Here is a 17,434-nt window from a genome sequence, read left to right as displayed (position 1 = left end):
GCAGAAGGCGAGCCACCGTGGCGACAGTCTGCCGCGACTTCAATGCATCCCGGGATCAAGTCTGGCTTATCGGGGATCGGTCGATGCCAGGATCATGGTCCAGAACACCTTGTATTTGGTGCCCGGAGCATAGCTCGCCGCTATGCCCAATTTTGTGACACCGCCCTTGAGCATGTTGGCGCGGTGCGGAGGCGAGTCGCGCCAGCCGGAAAACGCTTCCGCCAGTGTATGATAGCCGGCCGAGATGTTCTCGACCGCCACGGTCGCGGGATAGCCGCCGGCGACAAGGCGCTTGGCGAGCGGCGCGCGGACGTCGTGGTCCATCTTGTTGGCTGCAGCCATGGCGTTGGACTGGGATTCGGCGAGCCGCATCAGATCGGGGTCGACGATGACGGTGCCGAGAGCGTTGTTCTGGCGGTACTGCGAGATCATGATCGCGGCCGCCGGCGCATCGAGCTTGGCGCCCGGGACCGACATGTCGGCATACATCGACGGCTGCTGGACCGGCGCTTCATTGCCGGCGCAGCCGGCGAGAAGCAAAGTGATGAGAATTGCGGCCGCAGCGCGCATGAATCGGGGCCCCCAATGAGGGGCCGTTGTTGCATACCAACCGTGGCTGAAAGGTGAATTTTGAGGAAAATTCGACCTGTCGGGACCCGCTCAGGTGCCCGCAAATATGCGATAGCGGCGGGGCTCGAGGCCGATCGTGTCGCCGGCGCGCAGTTCCCGGTCGCGGGGAGCGTCGATCTCGATGGTCTCGCCGCCTGACAATGCGACCTCGGCTCGCTGCACGGGGCCGAAATTCCGGACATGCTGAACCGCCCCCTCGAAGGCGCCCGAACCGGGTGGACCGACCAGCATGTCGTGTCGCCGTACGAACAGTTTTGACGCGCCAGGCGCAAGCCCGTCTGCGACAAGCCGCAGCGGCCGGTCGCCGAGCCTGATGACGCCGCCCTCGACCTGGATCGGCAGCTCGATGGATTCGCCGATGAAGCCGTGCACGAAGGCGGTCGCCGGCGTCTCGTAGACGTCGTCGGGCGAGCCGATCTGCTCGATCCTGCCCTTGTCCATGACCACGACGCGGTTGGCGACTTCGAGCGCCTCTTCCTGGTCGTGGGTGACGAAGATCGAGGTGACGTTGATCTCATGATGCAGCGAGCGCAGCCATTTGCGCAGCTCTTTCCGCACCTTCGCATCGAGCGCGCCGAAGGGCTCGTCGAGCAAAAGGATGCGCGGCTCGATCGCAAGCGCGCGAGCGAGCGCGATGCGCTGGCGCTGGCCGCCGGAGAGCTGGCTCGGATAGCGGTCGGCGAGCCAGTCGAGCTGCACGAGGTCGAGCAGCTCCTTGACCCGGGCGCGGATCGTCGCATCGTCCTTGCGGACCGCGCGCGGCTGCACGCGCAGGCCGAAGGCGACGTTCTCGAACACGCTCATGTGGCGGAACAGCGCGTAGTGCTGGAACACGAAGCCGACATGGCGCTCGCGCGCGCCCTGCGCCAGCGCATCCTCGCCGTTGAAAGCGACCTCGCCTGAGTCCGGCCAGTCGAGGCCGGCGATGATCCGCAGCAGCGTGGTCTTGCCCGAGCCGGAGGGGCCGAGCAGAGCGAGCAGCTCGCCGTCATTGACCTTGAGGTCGACGCCGTCGAGCGCCACAAAGCTGCCGAACTTCTTGACGAGATTTTTGACTTCAATGGTCATTGACGTCGTGTCCTTCGTCGAGATGACGTTCGAGAATGGTCTTGGCGATCAGCGTGATCAGCGCCAGCATCGCCAGCAGCGAGGCGATCGCGAACGCGGCGACGAACTGGTACTCGTTGTAGAGAATCTCGACCAGCAGCGGCATGGTGTTGGTCTCGCCGCGGATGTGGCCGGAGACGACGGAGACCGCACCGAATTCGCCCATCGCGCGCGCGTTGCAGAGCAGGACGCCATACAGCACGCCCCATTTGATGTTGGGCAGCGTGACGCGGAAGAAGGTTTGCAGGCCCGAGGCGCCGAGCGAGATCGCGGCCTCTTCCTCTTGCGTGCCCTGCTCCTGCATCAAGGGGATCAGTGCGCGCGCCACGAACGGGAAGGTCACGAAGGTGGTGGCGAGCGCGATGCCGGGCACCGCGAACAGGATCTGGATGTCGTGATCCCTCAACCAACCGCCGAAATAGCCTTGCGCGCCGAACAGCAGCACGAAGACGAGGCCGGAGATGACCGGGCTCACCGAGAACGGCAGGTCGATCAGCGTGATCAGGAAGGTTTTTCCTCTAAACTCGAATTTGGCGATCGCCCAGGCGGCGACGAGGCCGAACACGAGGTTGAGGACGACCGAGATCGCCGCGACCAGCAGCGTCAGCTTGATCGCAGCCAGTGCCTCCGGCTCGGCGAGCGCGTCGAAATAGGCCAGAATGCCCTTCGAGAAGGCCTGCGCGAACACCAGCACCAGCGGCAGCACGACGAAAACGGAGAGAAATAATATCGCCAGCGTGATGATGGCGATGCGCACCGCCCTGGGCTCGGTGCGGAGATTGTTGCGCGCGGCTGCGGCATGCGCGCGCGCCTTTGCCTCGGGTGAAGACAGCGAAACGGAATCGGCGATCTGCATCGTCATCGCATCCCGCCTCAATGCACCGGGACCCGGTTCTGCGCCCAGCGCTGCAACCGGTTGACCGCGAAGATGACGACGAAGGAGACGATGAGCATGACGACGGCGATCGCGGTCGCGTCGGCATAGCGGAACTCGGACAGCCGGATCACGATCAAGAGCGGCGCGATCTCGGAGACGTTGGGCAGATTGCCGGCGATGAAGATCACCGAACCGTATTCGCCGACCGCGCGCGCAAAGGCGAGTGCGAGCCCCGTGAGCAGCGCCGGCGCAAGCGAAGGCAGGATCACGCGGATGATGGTCTGCCAGCGGCTGGCGCCGAGGCTACCGGCTGCCTCCTCGATCTCGGGGTCGAGATCCTGCAGCACCGGCTGCACGGTGCGGACCACGAAGGGAATGCCGATGAAGATCATGGCGACGAAGATGCCGAGCGGCGTGAATGCGACCTTTATGCCGAGCGCGGCAAGCGGCGCGCCCAGCCAGCCCTTCTCGGCAAACAGGGAGGTCAGCGCGACACCGGCAACGGCTGTCGGCAAGGCGAACGGCACATCGATGATGGCGTCGAACAGCCGCCGGCCCGAGAAGCGGTACCGCACCAGCGCCCAGACGATGATGCTGCCCATCACAAGGTTGACGCAGGCCGCCGCAAACGCGAGCCCGAAGGAGACGCGGAGCGCGTTCAGGGTGCGGCGGCTCGAGAGGATGTTCCAGAATTGCTCGGGGCTGAGCTCGAGCGACTTCAGGAACAGCCCCGCGAGCGGAATCAGGATGATGACGGACAGCCAGGTCAGCGTCAGTCCCATCGTGAGACCGAAGCCCGGCAATGTCCGGCGTCGTGCTGCGATTGCGCTCACCAGGCCCCCTGTTCAAACCCCTCCGACAGCGCCCGATCAGTTCTTGTAGATCTGATCGAAGACGCCGCCGTCGGCAAAATGTTCCTTCTGCGCCTTGGTCCAGCCGCCAAACACATCGTCGATCGTGAACAGCTCGACCTTTGCGAAGGAGTTTTCATATTTTTTAGCGATCTCGGGATCGCGCGGACGGTAGAAGTTGCGCGCTGCGATCTCCTGCCCTTCCTTGGTGTACCAATACTGGAGATAGGCATCGGCGACGTTGCGGGTGCCCTTCTTGTCGGCCACCTTGTCGACGATCGCGACCGGCGGCTCGGCAAGGATCGATTGCGGCGGCGCCACGATCTCGAATTTCTCCGGGCCGAATTCCTTCAGCGCGAGATAGGCCTCGTTCTCCCAGGCCAGCAACACGTCGCCGACGCCGCGCTCGACGAAGGTCACGGTGGCGCCGCGCGCTCCGGTGTCGAGCACCGGCACCTGCTGATAGAGCTTGCCGATGAAATCCCTGGCCTTGTCGACCGATCCGTATTTCTTCTGTGCAAAGCCCCAGGCCGCCAGATAATTCCAGCGGGCGCCGCCTGAAGTCTTCGGGTTCGGCGTGATCACGGCGACGCCCGGCTTGAGCAGATCGTCCCAGTCCTTGATGCCCTTCGGATTGCCCTTGCGCACCAGGAACACGATGGTCGAGGTGTAGGGTGATGAATTCTGCGGCAGCCGCTTCTGCCAATCGGCTGCAGTGAGGCCCTTGCCGGCGATGGCGTCGATGTCATAGGCGAGCGCGAGCGTCACCACGTCGGCCTGCAACCCGTCAATCACGGCGCGCGCCTGCGAGCCGCTGCCGCCATGCGACTGCTTGATCTCGACGCTCTTGCCGGTTTCCTTCTTATAGGCGTTCGCGAACGCCTTGTTGAACTCGACATAGAGCTCACGCGTCGGATCATACGACACGTTCAAGAGGTTGATGTCAGCGGCGAGAGCCGAGCTTGCCAAGAATCCTGTCACGAGCAGTCCTGCCGCGAGCGGAACGATACGACGCATCATGTCCATCTCCATTCACCTCGACGACGTCACTGTCGGCGAAGGCATGCAGGCGAAACTCGTGGCGAAACACGCTCAAGTCAACGGAACCGGATTTTCTTGTTCGCAGCCCGGCAGCTTGCCTGTGCTACGAAGTCTTCATCGTGTGGATGCCGCATTCTGTCTTGGCGCGGCCGCGCCAGCGACCCGCGCGCTCGTCCTCGCCATCGGTCGTTCTGCTGGTGCAAGGCATACACCCAACCGACATGAAACCCGACGCTTGAAGCGGATGCTGCGGCAATTTGGCACGCGCGTAGATGTCCTTGATCTCCTCGCGCGAGACATTGGCAAAAGGATTGAACTTCAGCCGCCCGCCATCCACCTCGACGACCGGAATGTCGGCGCGCACGCCGCCCTGAAACCGCTTGCGGCCATTGATCCACGCTGAAAACGGCTTCAGCGCCCGCGCCAGCGGCTCGACCTTGCGGATACGGCAGCAGGCATCGGGATTGGAGAACCAGAGCTCCTGATCGGGATCGTCCCGCTTCAGCGCCTCCTCCAGCGGCTTGATCGAACGAACATCTCTCAAGCCAAGCTTGGCGATCAGCATGTCGCGATAGGCAAGCGTCTCCTCGAACAGCCAGCCGGTATCGAGGAAGATCACCGGAATCGCCGGATCGACATCAGCCATCACCTTCAACAGCGCGGCCGACTCCGTCCCGAACGACGACACCACGGCGAGCTGATCGCGGCCGACGGTCTTCAGCGCGGCAGCAATGATTTCGGCCGGAGCGGCGTCGCGCAGCGCGCGGTCGAGCTCAGCCGCGGTCGGCAACTCCGAGGTCGATTGGGATGCAAATTGAGTAGCCATGGCGTTCACGTACCGACTCCCTCGGAGTGACGCAGCTGCATGCGCCGGTGCAGCGCCGTGATCCGGCCGTCGCCGGTCGGCTGGTAGAACACCGAGTAGCGCTTCGCGGTCTGCATGAAGGCTTCCGCATCCGCCTGCTTCTTGACCTCGAAGGAATCGAAGCCGGCGCGCAGCATGAACACGAACTGGTCGCGCAGCACCTGGCCGGTGGCACGCAAATCACCGCGATAACCGTAGCGCTCGCGCAGCAGCCGCGCCTGGCTGTAGGCGCGTCCGTCGCGGAAGGTCGGGAACACCAGCGCGACGACGGCGACCTTGCCGAGATAAGGCACGAGCTCGGCGATGTCGCGATTGTTCGGCCAGATCACACCGATCTTGCCGCCGCGCTTGAGCAGCGCGTCCGCATCGCCCAGGAACCGCTCGGCGGGCACCAGGATGTCGCCGCTCTCTGGCAGCGGCGTGTCGACGGCCAGCTTGACGAAACTGTCGTCGGCGATTTTTCCGCCGTTAACGAGTGGCATAGACGCGCTCCTTGAAAGGTTCGACGCCGAGGCGCTTCACCGTGTCGATGAACAGCTCTTCGGGCCGCTCGCGCAGCGCAAGATAGGCTTCCACGACGTCTTCGATCACGTCGGCGACCTCGTCGAACTTGACGCCGGGTCCGATCAGATTGCCCAGCGCAGCACCCTCGTCGGCACGACCGCCGATGGTGATCTGGTAAACCTCCTCGCCGTTCTTCTCGACGCCGAGAATGCCGATATGGCCGACGTGGTGGTGACCGCAGGCATTGATGCAGCCCGAGATGTTGATGTGCAGCCGGCCGATCAGATTGGCGAGCTCATGATTGGCAAAGCGCCGTGTCAGCTCCTGCGCGATCGGGATCGAGCGTGCATTGGCCAGCGAGCAATAGTCGAGACCCGGACAGGCGATGATGTCGGTGATCAGATTGACGTTCGGCGTCGCCAGCCCAAGCTTGTCGAGCGCCTTCCACAACGCCGGCAGGTCGCGCTTGGCGACATGGGGCAGCGCCAGGTTCTGCTCGTGGCCGACGCGGATCTCCCCGAAGGAATATTTGTCGGCGAGATCGGCCAGCGCATCCATCTGTTCGGCCGTGGCATCGCCCGGAGGCGCGCCGATCGGCTTCAGCGAGATCGTGACGATCGAGTAGCCCTGCACCTTGTGCGGCGAGACCGAGTTCTTGCGCCACGCCTCAAAGTCGCCATCGGCCGCGGCCTGGCGCAGCTCGTCCGGCATGTGCGGCAGCTTTTCGTAGTTCGGATAGGTGAAGCGCGAGCGGATGTCCTCGATCACCTCGTCGTCGATCTGGAGCGAGGAGTTACGAATCTGCTGCCACTCCTCCTCGACCTCGCGTGAGAATTTTTCGATGCCGAGCTCGTGCACCAGGATCTTGATGCGCGCCTTGTAGATGTTGTCGCGGCGGCCGTACTGGTTGTAGACGCGCAGGATCGCCTCGATATAGCTGAGGATATCGCGGCCATGGACGAAGTGCTTGATGGTCTTGCCGATGAACGGGGTACGGCCGAGACCGCCGCCGACGAGCACCTCGAAGCCGGTCTCGCCCTTCTCGTTCTTGATCAGCTTCAATCCGATGTCGTGAATCTTGATCGCGGCACGATCATGGTCCGACGCGGTGATCGCGATCTTGAACTTGCGTGGCAGGAACGAGAATTCCGGATGCAGCGTGGTGTGCTGGCGGATCAGCTCCGACCAGATGCGCGGGTCCTCGATCTCGCCGGGCGCGACGCCGGCCCACTGGTCCGAGGTGACGTTGCGCATGTTGTTGCCGGAGGTCTGCATCGCATGGATGCCGACCTCGGCGAGATCGGCGAGCGCATCCGGCAGCTCGGCGAGCTTGATCCAGTTGAACTGGATGTTCTGCCGCGTGGTGAAGTGGCCGTAGCCACGGTCGTACTTGCGCGCGACATGGGCAAGCGCCCGCAGCTGGTTCGTCGCCAGCGTGCCGTAAGGAATGGCGACGCGGAACATATAGGCGTGCAGTTGCAGATAGACGCCGTTCTGGAGCCGCAGGATCTTGAACTCATCCTCCGTAAGCTCGCCCGAGAGGCGGCGCTTCACCTGGTCGCGGAACTCCGAGACGCGCTCGTTGACGAGCGTGCGGTCGATTTCGTCGTAAGCGTACATAAGAGAATGCCTTAAACCTGGGCCGGCTGTCCGATGGTCACACCGGTGCGGCGGATCTGTTCGCGCAGATTGCCGGGTTCGATCTTGCCATCCGCGCCGACCTCCACCGGGGCGATATAGGGACCGATCGCGCCGACGTCATCGGCGACCGACTCCGCAAGCAACGTCTTCGCTTCATCCGAGTTGCGCACGATCGCGGCTTCCGACAGGTCCGCGGACCAGCTCTTGGCGGCGGTGCGGTACACCACGATGCCATCCCAGGTGCGGTTGGCGGTCACGACCGAGGGGCCGGCGATTTTGATCTTCTTCTGTTCAAGCGGGGAGGTCATTCGGCTGCATCCAATAGGTCAGAGATGATTTGTTTGGGTGTTTGACGGCGAAGCGAACCGGCATGCCGGACCACGTCGCCGATGATGAGAATGGCGGGACCGCCATTGGTCCGCCGCACGAGCTCGGGCAGGTCGCGCAGCGTGCCGATTGCGCCTTGCGCATCCGGCCGCGTGACGCGGGCGAACACGCCGACCGGCGTCTCCGGCGAACGGCCGGCTGCAAACAGGCCAGCGCGAACGGCCGGCGCAGCGGTCATGCCCATGTAGACCACAACAGTCATTTTGGTGTCGGTCAGCGTCGACCAATCCACCGTCTCTGCGTCGCGCGCCTTATGCGCGGTGAGGAAGGTGATGCGGGTCGCTTCGTGACGGTAAGTGAGCGGCACCTCGAAATCAGCGGCGCCGCCGAGGCCTGCGGTGATGCCGGGAATGATCCAATAAGCAATGCCGGCGGCGCGCAGCGCTTCCACCTCTTCGCCGCCGCGGCCGAACACGAAGGGATCGCCACCCTTCAGCCGCACCACGCGCTGGCCAGCTTGCGCGGCCTCGATCATGCGCCTGTTGATGGCGTCCTGGCCGATGCCGGGCTTGCCGACACGACGGCCAACGGCAATGCGCGCGGTGTCGCGACGGATGCGGTCAAGAATTTCGGGCGAGACCAACTCGTCATGGAAGACGATGTCAGCATCCTGCAGCGCGCGCAGCGCCTTGATGGTGAGGAGATCGGGATCGCCGGGGCCGGCGCCAACCAGCGCCACCGAGCCGTCCGGCTTGTCGGCGCGCGCGAACGCGGACGGATCGGAAATCTGCTTGAGTGCTGCGTCAGCCTCGTCCTTGCGGCCGGCCAACACGGCGGCGCCGATCGGACCGTCGACGACGCGCTCCCAGAAGCGGCGGCGCAGCGGAAACTCGGCAATGCGCTCGTTGATGGACTTGCGGAAGCCGCCGATGAATTCGGCGAGCGCGCCGATGCGCGCGGGCAGCAGCGCCTCGATCTTCTCCCGCACGCGCCGCGCCACCACCGGCGAGGTGCCGCCGGTGCCGACCGCGACCACGACATCGCCGCGATCGACGATCGCCGGGAAGATGAAGCTGGAATGTTCGAGATCGTCCATGACGTTGACGGGCAGGCCAAGCGACTTCGCCCGCGCCGACATCGCCACGCCGACATCGCCCGCGCCTGCGCAGACGATGGCAATGATACCGGCGAGATCGGCGGTGAGCGGATCGCCCGTCGCGATCTCGATACGCGCCGCGTCATCGGAGCTGAGACCCAGGTCCTGATTGCCGTCGATCGCATGCACGCGGATACGCGCACCGGCAGCGGCGAGCACGCGCAATTTTGCGCGCAAAAGCTCGCCCGCGCCGATGAGGACCACCGGACCGGCCTTGAGATCTAGGAACACCGGCAAGAACCGCATGCGATACTCGCTTCCCCCACATCCGGGGTTGACTGGAATTATTTTCTATATATGTGTCGTTTCTGACGCGCAAAGAGAAAATTTTTTCTTCTCTTCTGCAACGCAACTATAGAAAATTCGCCTCCAAACGCAAAGTGGCAGAGATGCATCTTCTCAGGACCGATTCTGGTGCAGATGGACGGGACCTCCGCGCCCCGGCTTCCGAGCAAATTCCCGTCGCGCTGACCGCCCCCAGCATGGACCATCTCGACCAGCTGGAAGCCCAGAGCATCTACATCTTCCGCGAGGCCTTTGCCCGCCTGAAGAAGATCGCCCTGCTGTGGTCGCTCGGCAAGGACTCCAACGTCATGATCTGGCTGGCGCGGAAAGCCTTCTTCGGCCGCCTGCCGTTCCCGGCCCTTCACGTCGACACCGGCAAGAAGTTTCCGGAGATGTATCGCTTCCGCGATCACTACGGGAAGCAGTGGGAGCTCGACCTGCGCGTCGAGCCCTGCCCGCCCATCGATGCCGTCGACCCAACGCTGCCGCCGGCCGCCCGTTCCGCCGCGCGCAAGACCGAAGGCCTCAAGATGGCGCTGGCGAAATACGGCTTCGACGGCCTGATCGCCGGCATCCGCCGTGACGAGGAAGCGACGCGCGCCAAGGAGCGCGTGTTCTCGCCGCGCGGCCTCGAAGGCAATTGGGACGTGCGCGACCAGCCGCCGGAGTTCTGGGATCATTTCAACGCATCGCCGCCGCAAGGCGCGCATTTGCGCATCCACCCGATCCTGCATTGGACCGAGGCCGACATCTGGGCCTATACCAAGCGCGAGAACATCCCGATCATCCCGCTCTATCTTTCGCACAATGGCAAGCGCTATCGCTCGCTGGGTGATCAGGACATCACCAATCCGGTCGCATCGAGCGCGTCGAACATCGACGAGATCCTGGCCGAGCTCGAGCAGACCAAGGTGCCGGAGCGCGCGGGCCGTGCGCTCGACCACGAGACCGAGGACGCTTTCGAGCGCCTGCGCGTCGCCGGCTATCTCTGATCAAGGACGCGCAGTCGTATGAACATGATCGTCACTCCCGCTTCGCCCGCCACGCCGAACGACACCAGTTCGATGCCGAATGGCACGACGCGACCGCAGGTCCGCATCGTCATCGTCGGCCATGTCGACCACGGCAAGTCGACGCTGGTCGGCCGTCTCCTGCACGAAACCGGGAGCCTGCCTGACGGCAAGCTCGAGATGCTCAAAGCCGTCAGCGCGCGGCGCGGCATGCCGTTCGAATGGTCGTTCCTGCTCGACGCGCTGCAGACCGAGCGCGACCAGGGCATCACCATCGACACCACGCAGATCCGCTTCCGCACCAATTCGCGCGACATCGTGCTGATCGACGCGCCCGGCCATGCCGAATTCCTGCGCAACATGATCACCGGCGCCTCGCAGGCCGACGGCGCGGTGCTGATCATCGACGCGCTCGAAGGCGTGCGCGACCAGACCCGCCGTCACGGCTATCTGCTGCATCTGCTCGGCGTGAAGCAGGTCGCGGTCGTCGTCAACAAGATGGACCGCGTCGATTTCTCCGCCGACCGCTTCAAGGAGATCAGCGAGGAGATCTCCGCGCATCTCAACGGCCTCGGCGTGACGCCGGCCGCGATCATCCCGATTTCCGCGCGCGACGGCGACGGCGTTGCCGAGCGCACCGACCGCATCGGCTGGTACAAGGGGCCGACCGTGGTCGAGGCGCTCGATGGACTCGAGCCGGCGCGGCCGCTCGAAGCGCTGGCGCTGCGCCTGCCGGTACAGGCGATCTACAAGTTCGACGACCGCCGCATCGTCGCGGGCCGCATCGAATCCGGCAGCCTGATTGCCGGCGACGAGATCGTGATCATGCCGGCCGGCAAGATCGCCAGGATCAAAACGGTCGAGAGCTGGCCGGTGACCCCGATCGCGGGACGGCAGGGCGCCGGCCGCTCGGTCGGCATCACGCTCGACCGCGAATTGTTCATCGAGCGCGGCGACATCATCGCGCATACGGACACCGCCCCGCGCGAGACGCGGCGGCTGCGCGCGCGCATTTTCTGGCTGCACGACAAGCCGCTCGCCAAGGGCGATCAGCTCCTGGTCCGCTGCGGGCCGAAGGAGAGCCGCGCCACCGTCGTCGCCATCGAAAAGGCGGTCGATCCTGGCGAGCTCTCGAGCATCGAGAACAAGGCGATCGGCCGCAACCATGTCGGCGAGATCGACATCTCCCTGTCCAATCCGATCGCGACCGATCCCTACACCGAGAATCCGCGCACCGGCCGTCTCGTGATCGAGGTCTCCGGGCGCATCGCCGGCGGCGGCCTGGTGCTGTCGGTCGATGCCGGCCAGCGCGCCGTGCCGGTCGATATCGTGCCGGTGGAATCGGCGCTGCGGCCCGACGAGCGCTCCGCGCGCTATCAGCACAACGGTGCCGTGGTCTGGCTCACCGGCTTGCCGGCCTCCGGCAAGTCGACGCTGGCGAACGCGCTGGAGCGGCGTCTCTTCACCAATGGCGGCTCGCCGATCCTGCTCGACGGCGACACGCTGCGGGCCGGGCTCAATGGCGATCTCGGCTTCTCCGCAGCCGATCGCAGCGAGAATATCCGCAGGCTCGCCGAGGTCGCAACCCATCTCGCCCGCAACGGCCACATCGCCATCGTCGCCGCCGTCTCACCGGCCCGCGAGGACCGCGCCACCGCACGTCGCATCGCTGACGCCGCGTTTCGCGAGATCCATGTCGCGACACCGGCCGAAATCTGCGAGGAGCGCGATCCCAAGGGCCATTACAAGAAGGCCCGCGCCGGCGCCCTTGCCTCTTTCACGGGCATCGGCAACGACTACGAGCGGCCCGAGGCCGCCGAGCTCGTGATCGACACTTCGACGCGGACGGTTGCTGACGCGGCCGACGAGATCGAGCAGATGCTGAAGACCACCGGCGTGCTGTTCGACGAAGTCGTGGACCTCGCCGCGAATATTTGAGCTGATCGCATTTCCGCACCTGTCGTCGCCCGGCTTGACCGGGCGCCCAGTATTCCAGAGACAGCGTTGGGATACGGAAAAGCTGCGGCGTACTGGATTGCCCGCCTTCGCGGGGAATGACGGCGGCGCGCGGAGCAGCCGCCACCTCTCCTTGACATTTTGACAGACGTCGGGGGTCTTCTCACCGCCCCGATTTTGGGGCTAATAGGTCCCGAAAGCCGCCCCACGCGGGCGCATTTTGCTGCTGTCGGGTCAAAGCAGCCAAAAACAGCCATTTCCAACAAGAAAGACCATCATGAAACGCGTTGACGCCCACGGATTGAAGATCGCCCCCGTCCTTTTCGACTTCATTGCCAAGGAAGCCGCCCCGAAAACGGGGATCGCGCCGGATGCGTTCTGGGCCGGGGTGGCCGCCATCATCAAGGAGCTGGGGCCGAAGAACCGGTCGCTGCTCGCCTTCCGTGACGCGCTGCAGGCCAAGATCGACGACTGGCACCGCGCCAACAAGGGCAAGGCGTTCGACCTCGGCGCCTACACCGCCTTCCTGAAAGAGATCGGCTATCTCGTCCCCGAGCCCGCGACGCAGAAGGTCGAGACCGCTGATGTCGACGAGGAGATCGGCAAGATCTGCGGCCCGCAGCTGGTCGTGCCGCTGACCAACGCGCGCTACGCGCTGAACGCGGCGAATGCGCGCTGGGGCTCGCTCTATGACGCCTTCTACGGCACCGACGCGATCCCGCACGATCCGTCCGAGAGCGGCAAGGGTTACAACAAGGCACGCGGCGACAAGGTGATCGCCAAGGCCAAGGCATTCCTCGACGCCGCCGTGCCGCTGGCGACCGGCAGCCACACCGACGTGACCGCCTATAGCGTCGTCGCAGGCCAGCTCGCGGTGAAGCTGAAGAGCGGCAACGCCACCGCGCTGAAGAACGCCGCGCAGTTCGCCGGCTTCCAGGGCGATGCGGCCGCGCCGAGCGCGGTGCTGCTCGCCAACAACGGCCTGCATGTCGAGGTCAAGGTCGATCGCAACAGCATGATCGGCAAGGACGATCCGGCCGGCGTCGCCGACATGATCATGGAATCGGCCGTGTCGACCATTCTCGACATGGAGGACTCGGTCGCCGCGGTCGACGCCGAGGACAAGGTACTGATCTATCGCAACACGCTCGGCCTGATGAACGGCACGCTGTCGGCGGACTTCGAAAAAGGCGGCAAGACGCTGACGCGCTCACTCAACGCCGACCGCTCCTACAAGACGCCGGACGGCAAGAGCGAGGTCAAGCTGCACGGCCGCAGCCTACTGCTGATGCGCAATTGCGGTCACCACATGTTCACTGATGCGGTGCTGGACGAGACCGGCGAGGAAGTCCCGGAAGGCCTGCTCGATGCCGCGGTCTCCGGACTTCTCGCCATTCACGACTTGAAAGGCAACTCCAAGGTCAAGAACAGCCGCACGGGATCTGCCTATATCGTCAAGCCGAAGATGCATGGGCCGGACGAGGTCTCGCTCACCTGCGAGATCTTCGACCGCGTCGAGAAGATGCTGGGCCTGCCCGAGAACACGCTCAAGGTCGGCATCATGGACGAGGAGCGACGCACCACCGTCAACCTCAAGGCCTGCATCCAGCGCGCCTCCAAGCGCATCATGTTCATCAACACCGGCTTCCTCGACCGCACCGGCGACGAGATCCATACCTCGATGGAAGCGGGTCCGATGATCCGCAAGAACGAGATGAAGGCGCAGGCCTGGATCAAGGCCTATGAGGACTGGAACGTCGACATGGGCCTGACCTGTGGCCTGCCCGGCCATGCCCAGATCGGCAAGGGCATGTGGGCCGCGCCGGACAAGATGGCGGACATGCTGCAGCAGAAGCTCGCCCATCCGCAGGCCGGCGCCACCACGGCGTGGGTGCCCTCGCCGACCGCGGCGACGCTGCACGCGCTGCACTATCACCAGGTCGACGTCACTGCGCGCCAGCAGGAGCTGGCCAAGAGCGGTCCGCGCGCAAAACTCTCCGACATCCTCACCATTCCGGTGTCGAAATCGAACTGGGCGCCCGACGACGTCAAGCAGGAGATCGACAACAACTGCCAGGGGATTCTGGGCTACGTCGTACGCTGGATCGACCAGGGCGTGGGCTGCTCCAAGGTGCCTGATATCCACGATGTCGGCCTGATGGAAGACCGCGCGACCTTGCGCATCTCCAGCCAGCATCTCGCCAATTGGCTGCACCAGGGCGTCATCACCGAGGCGCAGGTGATGGAATCGCTCAAGCGCATGGCCGTCGTCGTCGACAAGCAGAACGCGGGCGACGCGATCTACAAGCCGATGGCGCCCGCCTTCGACGGCACAGCCTTCAAGGCGGCTAGCGACCTTATCTTTAGGGGACGCGAGCAGCCGAACGGCTACACCGAATACATCCTCACCGCGCGCCGCCGCGAGGCCAAGGCGCTTGGCTAGGAAGGCGACGGGCTGACAAGGCCGCTCGAACATCAAAAGCCCCGGCTGACGCCGGGGCTTTTTTGTTGGAGATCGGAAGCCCCGCTAAAACACCGTCAGATATTTCAGCAGCGACACGATGCCGATGATGATGACGACGACGCGTGCGATCTGCTTGGCGCGGCCGTCCATCGGCAGCATGTTAATGAGATAAAGCACGAGTATGACGACGAGAAAGGTGACGAGTACGCCGACAAGCATCGCAAGGCCCCCTTCAAGACAAATTGCTAACGAGATCCTAACGCCTGTCTCGCGCGCCGGTTCCATGCACGCAACCCACTGCAACTTCTGGTAAATGCGTAATTCTACCTGCAGGCTGAGCGCCTAAAACTTTACCCTTTTCGTTTCAGATGCAGAAACCGTACGGGCCCGCGTGCCGCGAACGGTATGCAATTGCCGATGCTGCCGCCCCCGTTCTCTCGATTTTGCCGGGGCGTCTTTGCCGAACTTTGAAATGGGAATTTGGGGGACTTCGATGCTCAATCGCCTGACCGTGTCCGCACTGTTGAAAACGGTGATCGCGATCACGTCGATCTGCGTGGTGATCGCACTTTCGCTCACCGCCTACGAGTCCTGGGACCGCCTCAAGACCGCCAACCGCATCTCGGCGATCGCCGACGCCTCCGCCGACCTGTTCAAGGCGATGCACAACCTGCGCACCGACCGCTCGACCACGACGCGCCTCCTCAACGCGACCGAGCCGATGGATTCCGAGATCGAGAAATACCTGCGTGCGCTGCGCGACGCGCAGATGCCGGCGATGGCACGCGCGCTCGAGCTGCTGCCGAGCATGGACTTCCCGCGGTCCGGCACGCTGGTGCCGGAGCTCGCGCGCCTCAACAAATTGCTGATCGAGGAGCAGAAGCAATTCTGGGAGGACGTCACCAAGTCCAAGGATCAGCGCCGCGCGGGCTTGCCAAAGGAATACATGGAGACGACGCAGGGCCTGCTCGACGTGCTCGATAATCTCGGGAACACACTGGCCGCCACCGTCAACCACCAGGATGCCGAGATCGACCAGCTGCTGTCGATCAAGCAGAACGCCTGGTTGCTACGCAACACCGCGGGCGAAGCTTCGCTGATCGTCTCGATCGGCCTTAACGCCGGCAAAATCTCGCCCGAGAGCCGCTATGCCTATACCCAATATGTCGGCGGCACGAGCGCGATGTGGAAGGCGCTGGAATTGTCGACCTCGGGCATGCAATTGCCGCAGGCGCTCGCCTCCGCCATGGCCGGCGCCAAGACCGCCTATTTCGAGCCGCAATATCTGACCCTGCGTGACCGCCTCGCGGACACGCTGGTCAAGGGCGAGAAGGCCGAGCTGACCGCCAACCAGTGGAGCCCGCTCACCGTCGGCCGCATGGCGAGCGCGGTCGCGGTGGCCGAAGCCGCCCTCGACGCCGCCAGGGCGCACACACTCGACCAGCGCGGCGCTGCGCAGCGCGCGCTGATCGTGCAGCTCGTGCTGCTCGCGCTTGCGATCGGCCTTGCCGTCGGCGCGATCATGCTGGTCAGCCGCCGCGTCATCAATCCGCTCAACACCATCCGTGACGCCATGCTCAAGCTCGCCGGCGGCGATCTCGCCGTCGACAGCGGCTATCTCGATCGCCAGGACGAGATCGGCGCCCTTGCCGGCGCGCTGGAAACCTTCAAGCAGCAGGCCACCGAAAAGCTCAAGATCGAGGAGCACGAGCGCGAGCGCAACGTCGGAGCCGCCGCGCGCCAGCGCGCACTGGAAGCCTATGTCGGAGAGTTCGAGGGCGCGGTGCGCAAGACGCTGGGTGAGCTGAACGATGCGTCGGGGCGGATGCGCAAGACCTCGGGCGATCTCTCCGCAGTCTCGCGCCAGACCAACGACCGAGTCCAGGTCGCCGGCAAGGCCTCCAACGATGCCTCCATGAGCGTCGACAGCGTCGCGGCGGCTGCGGAAGAGCTCTCGGCCTCGATCAACGACATCAGCCAGCAGGCGGCGCACGCTGCGGGCATCGCCAGCCGCGCCGTCACCCAGGCGCGCGAGACCGACGGCACCGTGCAGGGCCTGCAGAAGTCCGCAAGCCGCATCGGCGAGGTCGTCGGCCTGATCAACACCATCGCGCAGCAGACAAACCTGCTCGCGCTCAACGCCACCATCGAGGCCGCCCGCGCCGGCGAAGCCGGCCGCGGCTTTGCCGTCGTCGCCTCCGAGGTGAAATCGCTGGCGAGCCAGACGGCGAAGGCGACGGAAGAAATCTCCGAGCAGATCGCCGACATCCAGAAGGTCGCGGGCGATGCCATCAACGCGATCCAGACCATTGGCGGCATCATCGGCGAGGTCAACGAGGTCGCGACCGCGATTGCGGCCGCCGTGCAGGAGCAGGGCGCGGCGACCCAGGAGATCACGCGCAGCACCCAATATGCGGCGCAGGGCACCAAGAACGTCTCGGACAACATCACCGGCGTGAAAGCCGATGCCAATGCTGCAGCCGCGGCCGCGGACAACGTGAAGAGCGCCTCCGAGATGCTCGAAACCCAGAGCAACCAGCTCGGCCACGAGGTCAGCGACTTCCTCGGCAAGATCCGCGCGGCATAAAGCCCACTCTCACCGTCGTGGGGGGGGGGGGGGGGCGCCCCCCCCCCCCCCCCCCCCCAAGTTTTATAATGGGACCGCCGGTCAATTTTTTTAACTTATAGGTCAAAAAAACCAGCAACCCCCCCGCGGGGCG

Annotated in this window: 15 protein-coding genes; 4 read left to right on the top strand and 11 right to left on the bottom strand. The window is 64.5% G+C overall.

What is annotated here, in order from left to right:
* Nucleotides 1–66: 66 nt before the first annotated feature.
* From ABIC09_RS34730 to cysG, 10 genes are all read right to left on the bottom strand, one after another.
* Entirely contained in the window at nt 67–570 is a 504-nt protein-coding gene (locus tag ABIC09_RS34730; RefSeq protein ID WP_354032395.1) for a CAP domain-containing protein, read from the bottom strand.
* Nucleotides 571–660: 90 nt separating this feature from the next.
* The gene (locus tag ABIC09_RS34725; protein WP_354112076.1) at nt 661–1,698 is read right to left on the bottom strand and encodes a sulfate/molybdate ABC transporter ATP-binding protein; all 1,038 of its coding nucleotides are present in this window, start codon (nt 1,696–1,698) and stop codon (nt 661–663) included.
* Complete coding sequence (gene cysW / locus ABIC09_RS34720) at nt 1,688–2,599, bottom strand: sulfate ABC transporter permease subunit CysW (RefSeq protein ID WP_354112075.1); 912 nt, start codon at nt 2,597–2,599, stop codon at nt 1,688–1,690. The genes ABIC09_RS34725 and cysW overlap by 11 nt, the downstream gene beginning before the upstream one ends.
* A gap of 11 nt (nt 2,600–2,610) precedes the next feature.
* Nucleotides 2,611–3,447: a sulfate ABC transporter permease subunit CysT gene (gene cysT, locus ABIC09_RS34715; RefSeq protein WP_354112074.1), complete on the bottom strand. Its 837-nt coding sequence runs from the start codon at nt 3,445–3,447 to the stop codon at nt 2,611–2,613.
* A 36-nt stretch (nt 3,448–3,483) separates the two neighbouring features.
* Nucleotides 3,484–4,485 carry a sulfate ABC transporter substrate-binding protein gene (locus ABIC09_RS34710; RefSeq protein WP_354112073.1) on the bottom strand — a complete coding sequence of 334 codons (1,002 nt, stop codon included), beginning with the start codon at nt 4,483–4,485 and terminating at the stop codon, nt 3,484–3,486.
* Between the two features lie 124 nt (nt 4,486–4,609).
* Nucleotides 4,610–5,332: a phosphoadenylyl-sulfate reductase gene (locus tag ABIC09_RS34705; RefSeq protein WP_502917731.1), complete on the bottom strand. Its 723-nt coding sequence runs from the start codon at nt 5,330–5,332 to the stop codon at nt 4,610–4,612.
* 5 nt (nt 5,333–5,337) lie between these two features.
* Nucleotides 5,338–5,853, bottom strand: coding sequence for a DUF934 domain-containing protein (locus ABIC09_RS34700; RefSeq protein WP_354112071.1), 516 nt, complete (start codon nt 5,851–5,853; stop codon nt 5,338–5,340).
* Nucleotides 5,840–7,495 carry a nitrite/sulfite reductase gene (locus ABIC09_RS34695; protein WP_354112070.1) on the bottom strand — a complete coding sequence of 552 codons (1,656 nt, stop codon included), beginning with the start codon at nt 7,493–7,495 and terminating at the stop codon, nt 5,840–5,842. The genes ABIC09_RS34700 and ABIC09_RS34695 overlap by 14 nt, the downstream gene beginning before the upstream one ends.
* An 11-nt stretch (nt 7,496–7,506) precedes the next feature.
* On the bottom strand, nt 7,507–7,824 hold the full coding sequence (locus ABIC09_RS34690; RefSeq protein ID WP_354112069.1) for a DUF2849 domain-containing protein: 318 nt from the start codon (nt 7,822–7,824) through the stop codon (nt 7,507–7,509).
* Complete coding sequence (gene cysG / locus ABIC09_RS34685; RefSeq protein ID WP_354112068.1) at nt 7,821–9,245, bottom strand: siroheme synthase CysG; 1,425 nt, start codon at nt 9,243–9,245, stop codon at nt 7,821–7,823. Before cysG ends, ABIC09_RS34690 begins: the two co-directional genes overlap by 4 nt.
* 236 nt (nt 9,246–9,481) lie before the next feature.
* Between cysG and cysD the strand changes: the two genes are divergently transcribed.
* From cysD to ABIC09_RS34670, 3 genes are all read left to right on the top strand, one after another.
* A complete protein-coding gene (gene cysD / locus ABIC09_RS34680) occupies nt 9,482–10,276 on the top strand; it encodes a sulfate adenylyltransferase subunit CysD (protein WP_148755250.1) in 795 nt (264 codons plus the stop codon).
* A gap of 18 nt (nt 10,277–10,294) precedes the next feature.
* Complete coding sequence (cysC, locus tag ABIC09_RS34675) at nt 10,295–12,232, top strand: adenylyl-sulfate kinase (protein WP_354112067.1); 1,938 nt, start codon at nt 10,295–10,297, stop codon at nt 12,230–12,232.
* Nucleotides 12,233–12,527: 295 nt separating this feature from the next.
* Complete coding sequence (locus ABIC09_RS34670) at nt 12,528–14,693, top strand: malate synthase G (protein WP_354112066.1); 2,166 nt, start codon at nt 12,528–12,530, stop codon at nt 14,691–14,693.
* Between the two features lie 84 nt (nt 14,694–14,777).
* On the opposite strand, the gene ABIC09_RS34665 is transcribed toward ABIC09_RS34670, so the two are convergent.
* Nucleotides 14,778–14,933, bottom strand: a complete 156-nt coding sequence (locus ABIC09_RS34665; protein ID WP_354032404.1) for a Thivi_2564 family membrane protein — start codon at nt 14,931–14,933, stop codon at nt 14,778–14,780.
* A gap of 274 nt (nt 14,934–15,207) precedes the next feature.
* Here ABIC09_RS34665 and ABIC09_RS34660 point away from each other — a divergent pair, with 274 nt between their 5' ends.
* Entirely contained in the window at nt 15,208–17,301 is a 2,094-nt protein-coding gene (locus tag ABIC09_RS34660) for a methyl-accepting chemotaxis protein (RefSeq protein WP_354112065.1), read from the top strand.
* Nucleotides 17,302–17,434 lie beyond the last annotated feature (133 nt).

The sequence above is a fragment of the Bradyrhizobium sp. S3.12.5 genome (genome assembly GCF_040548225.1).
Taxonomy (GTDB): Bacteria; Pseudomonadota; Alphaproteobacteria; order Rhizobiales; family Xanthobacteraceae; genus Bradyrhizobium; species Bradyrhizobium cytisi.
The sequence above is the reverse complement of the archived record's forward strand: the minus strand, read 5'-3'. Positions and strand labels throughout refer to the sequence as shown.

Bases quoted from the DNA above. Each gene is read 5' to 3' on its own strand.
- cysW (WP_354112075.1), bottom strand. From the start codon at position 2,599: ATGACGATGCAGATCGCCGATTCCGTTTCGCTGTCTTCACCCGAGGCA.
- ABIC09_RS34695 (WP_354112070.1), bottom strand. From the start codon at position 7,495: ATGTACGCTTACGACGAAATCGACCGCACGCTCGTCAACGAGCGCGTC.
- ABIC09_RS34725 (WP_354112076.1), bottom strand. From the start codon at position 1,698: ATGACCATTGAAGTCAAAAATCTCGTCAAGAAGTTCGGCAGCTTTGTG.
- ABIC09_RS34670 (WP_354112066.1), top strand. From the start codon at position 12,528: ATGAAACGCGTTGACGCCCACGGATTGAAGATCGCCCCCGTCCTTTTC.
- cysC (WP_354112067.1), top strand. From the start codon at position 10,295: ATGAACATGATCGTCACTCCCGCTTCGCCCGCCACGCCGAACGACACC.
- cysG (WP_354112068.1), bottom strand. From the start codon at position 9,245: ATGCGGTTCTTGCCGGTGTTCCTAGATCTCAAGGCCGGTCCGGTGGTC.
- cysD (WP_148755250.1), top strand. From the start codon at position 9,482: ATGGACCATCTCGACCAGCTGGAAGCCCAGAGCATCTACATCTTCCGC.
- ABIC09_RS34710 (WP_354112073.1), bottom strand. From the start codon at position 4,485: ATGATGCGTCGTATCGTTCCGCTCGCGGCAGGACTGCTCGTGACAGGA.
- ABIC09_RS34665 (WP_354032404.1), bottom strand. From the start codon at position 14,933: ATGCTTGTCGGCGTACTCGTCACCTTTCTCGTCGTCATACTCGTGCTT.
- ABIC09_RS34700 (WP_354112071.1), bottom strand. From the start codon at position 5,853: ATGCCACTCGTTAACGGCGGAAAAATCGCCGACGACAGTTTCGTCAAG.
- ABIC09_RS34690 (WP_354112069.1), bottom strand. From the start codon at position 7,824: ATGACCTCCCCGCTTGAACAGAAGAAGATCAAAATCGCCGGCCCCTCG.
- ABIC09_RS34660 (WP_354112065.1), top strand. From the start codon at position 15,208: ATGCTCAATCGCCTGACCGTGTCCGCACTGTTGAAAACGGTGATCGCG.
- ABIC09_RS34705 (WP_502917731.1), bottom strand. From the start codon at position 5,332: ATGGCTACTCAATTTGCATCCCAATCGACCTCGGAGTTGCCGACCGCG.
- ABIC09_RS34730 (WP_354032395.1), bottom strand. From the start codon at position 570: ATGCGCGCTGCGGCCGCAATTCTCATCACTTTGCTTCTCGCCGGCTGC.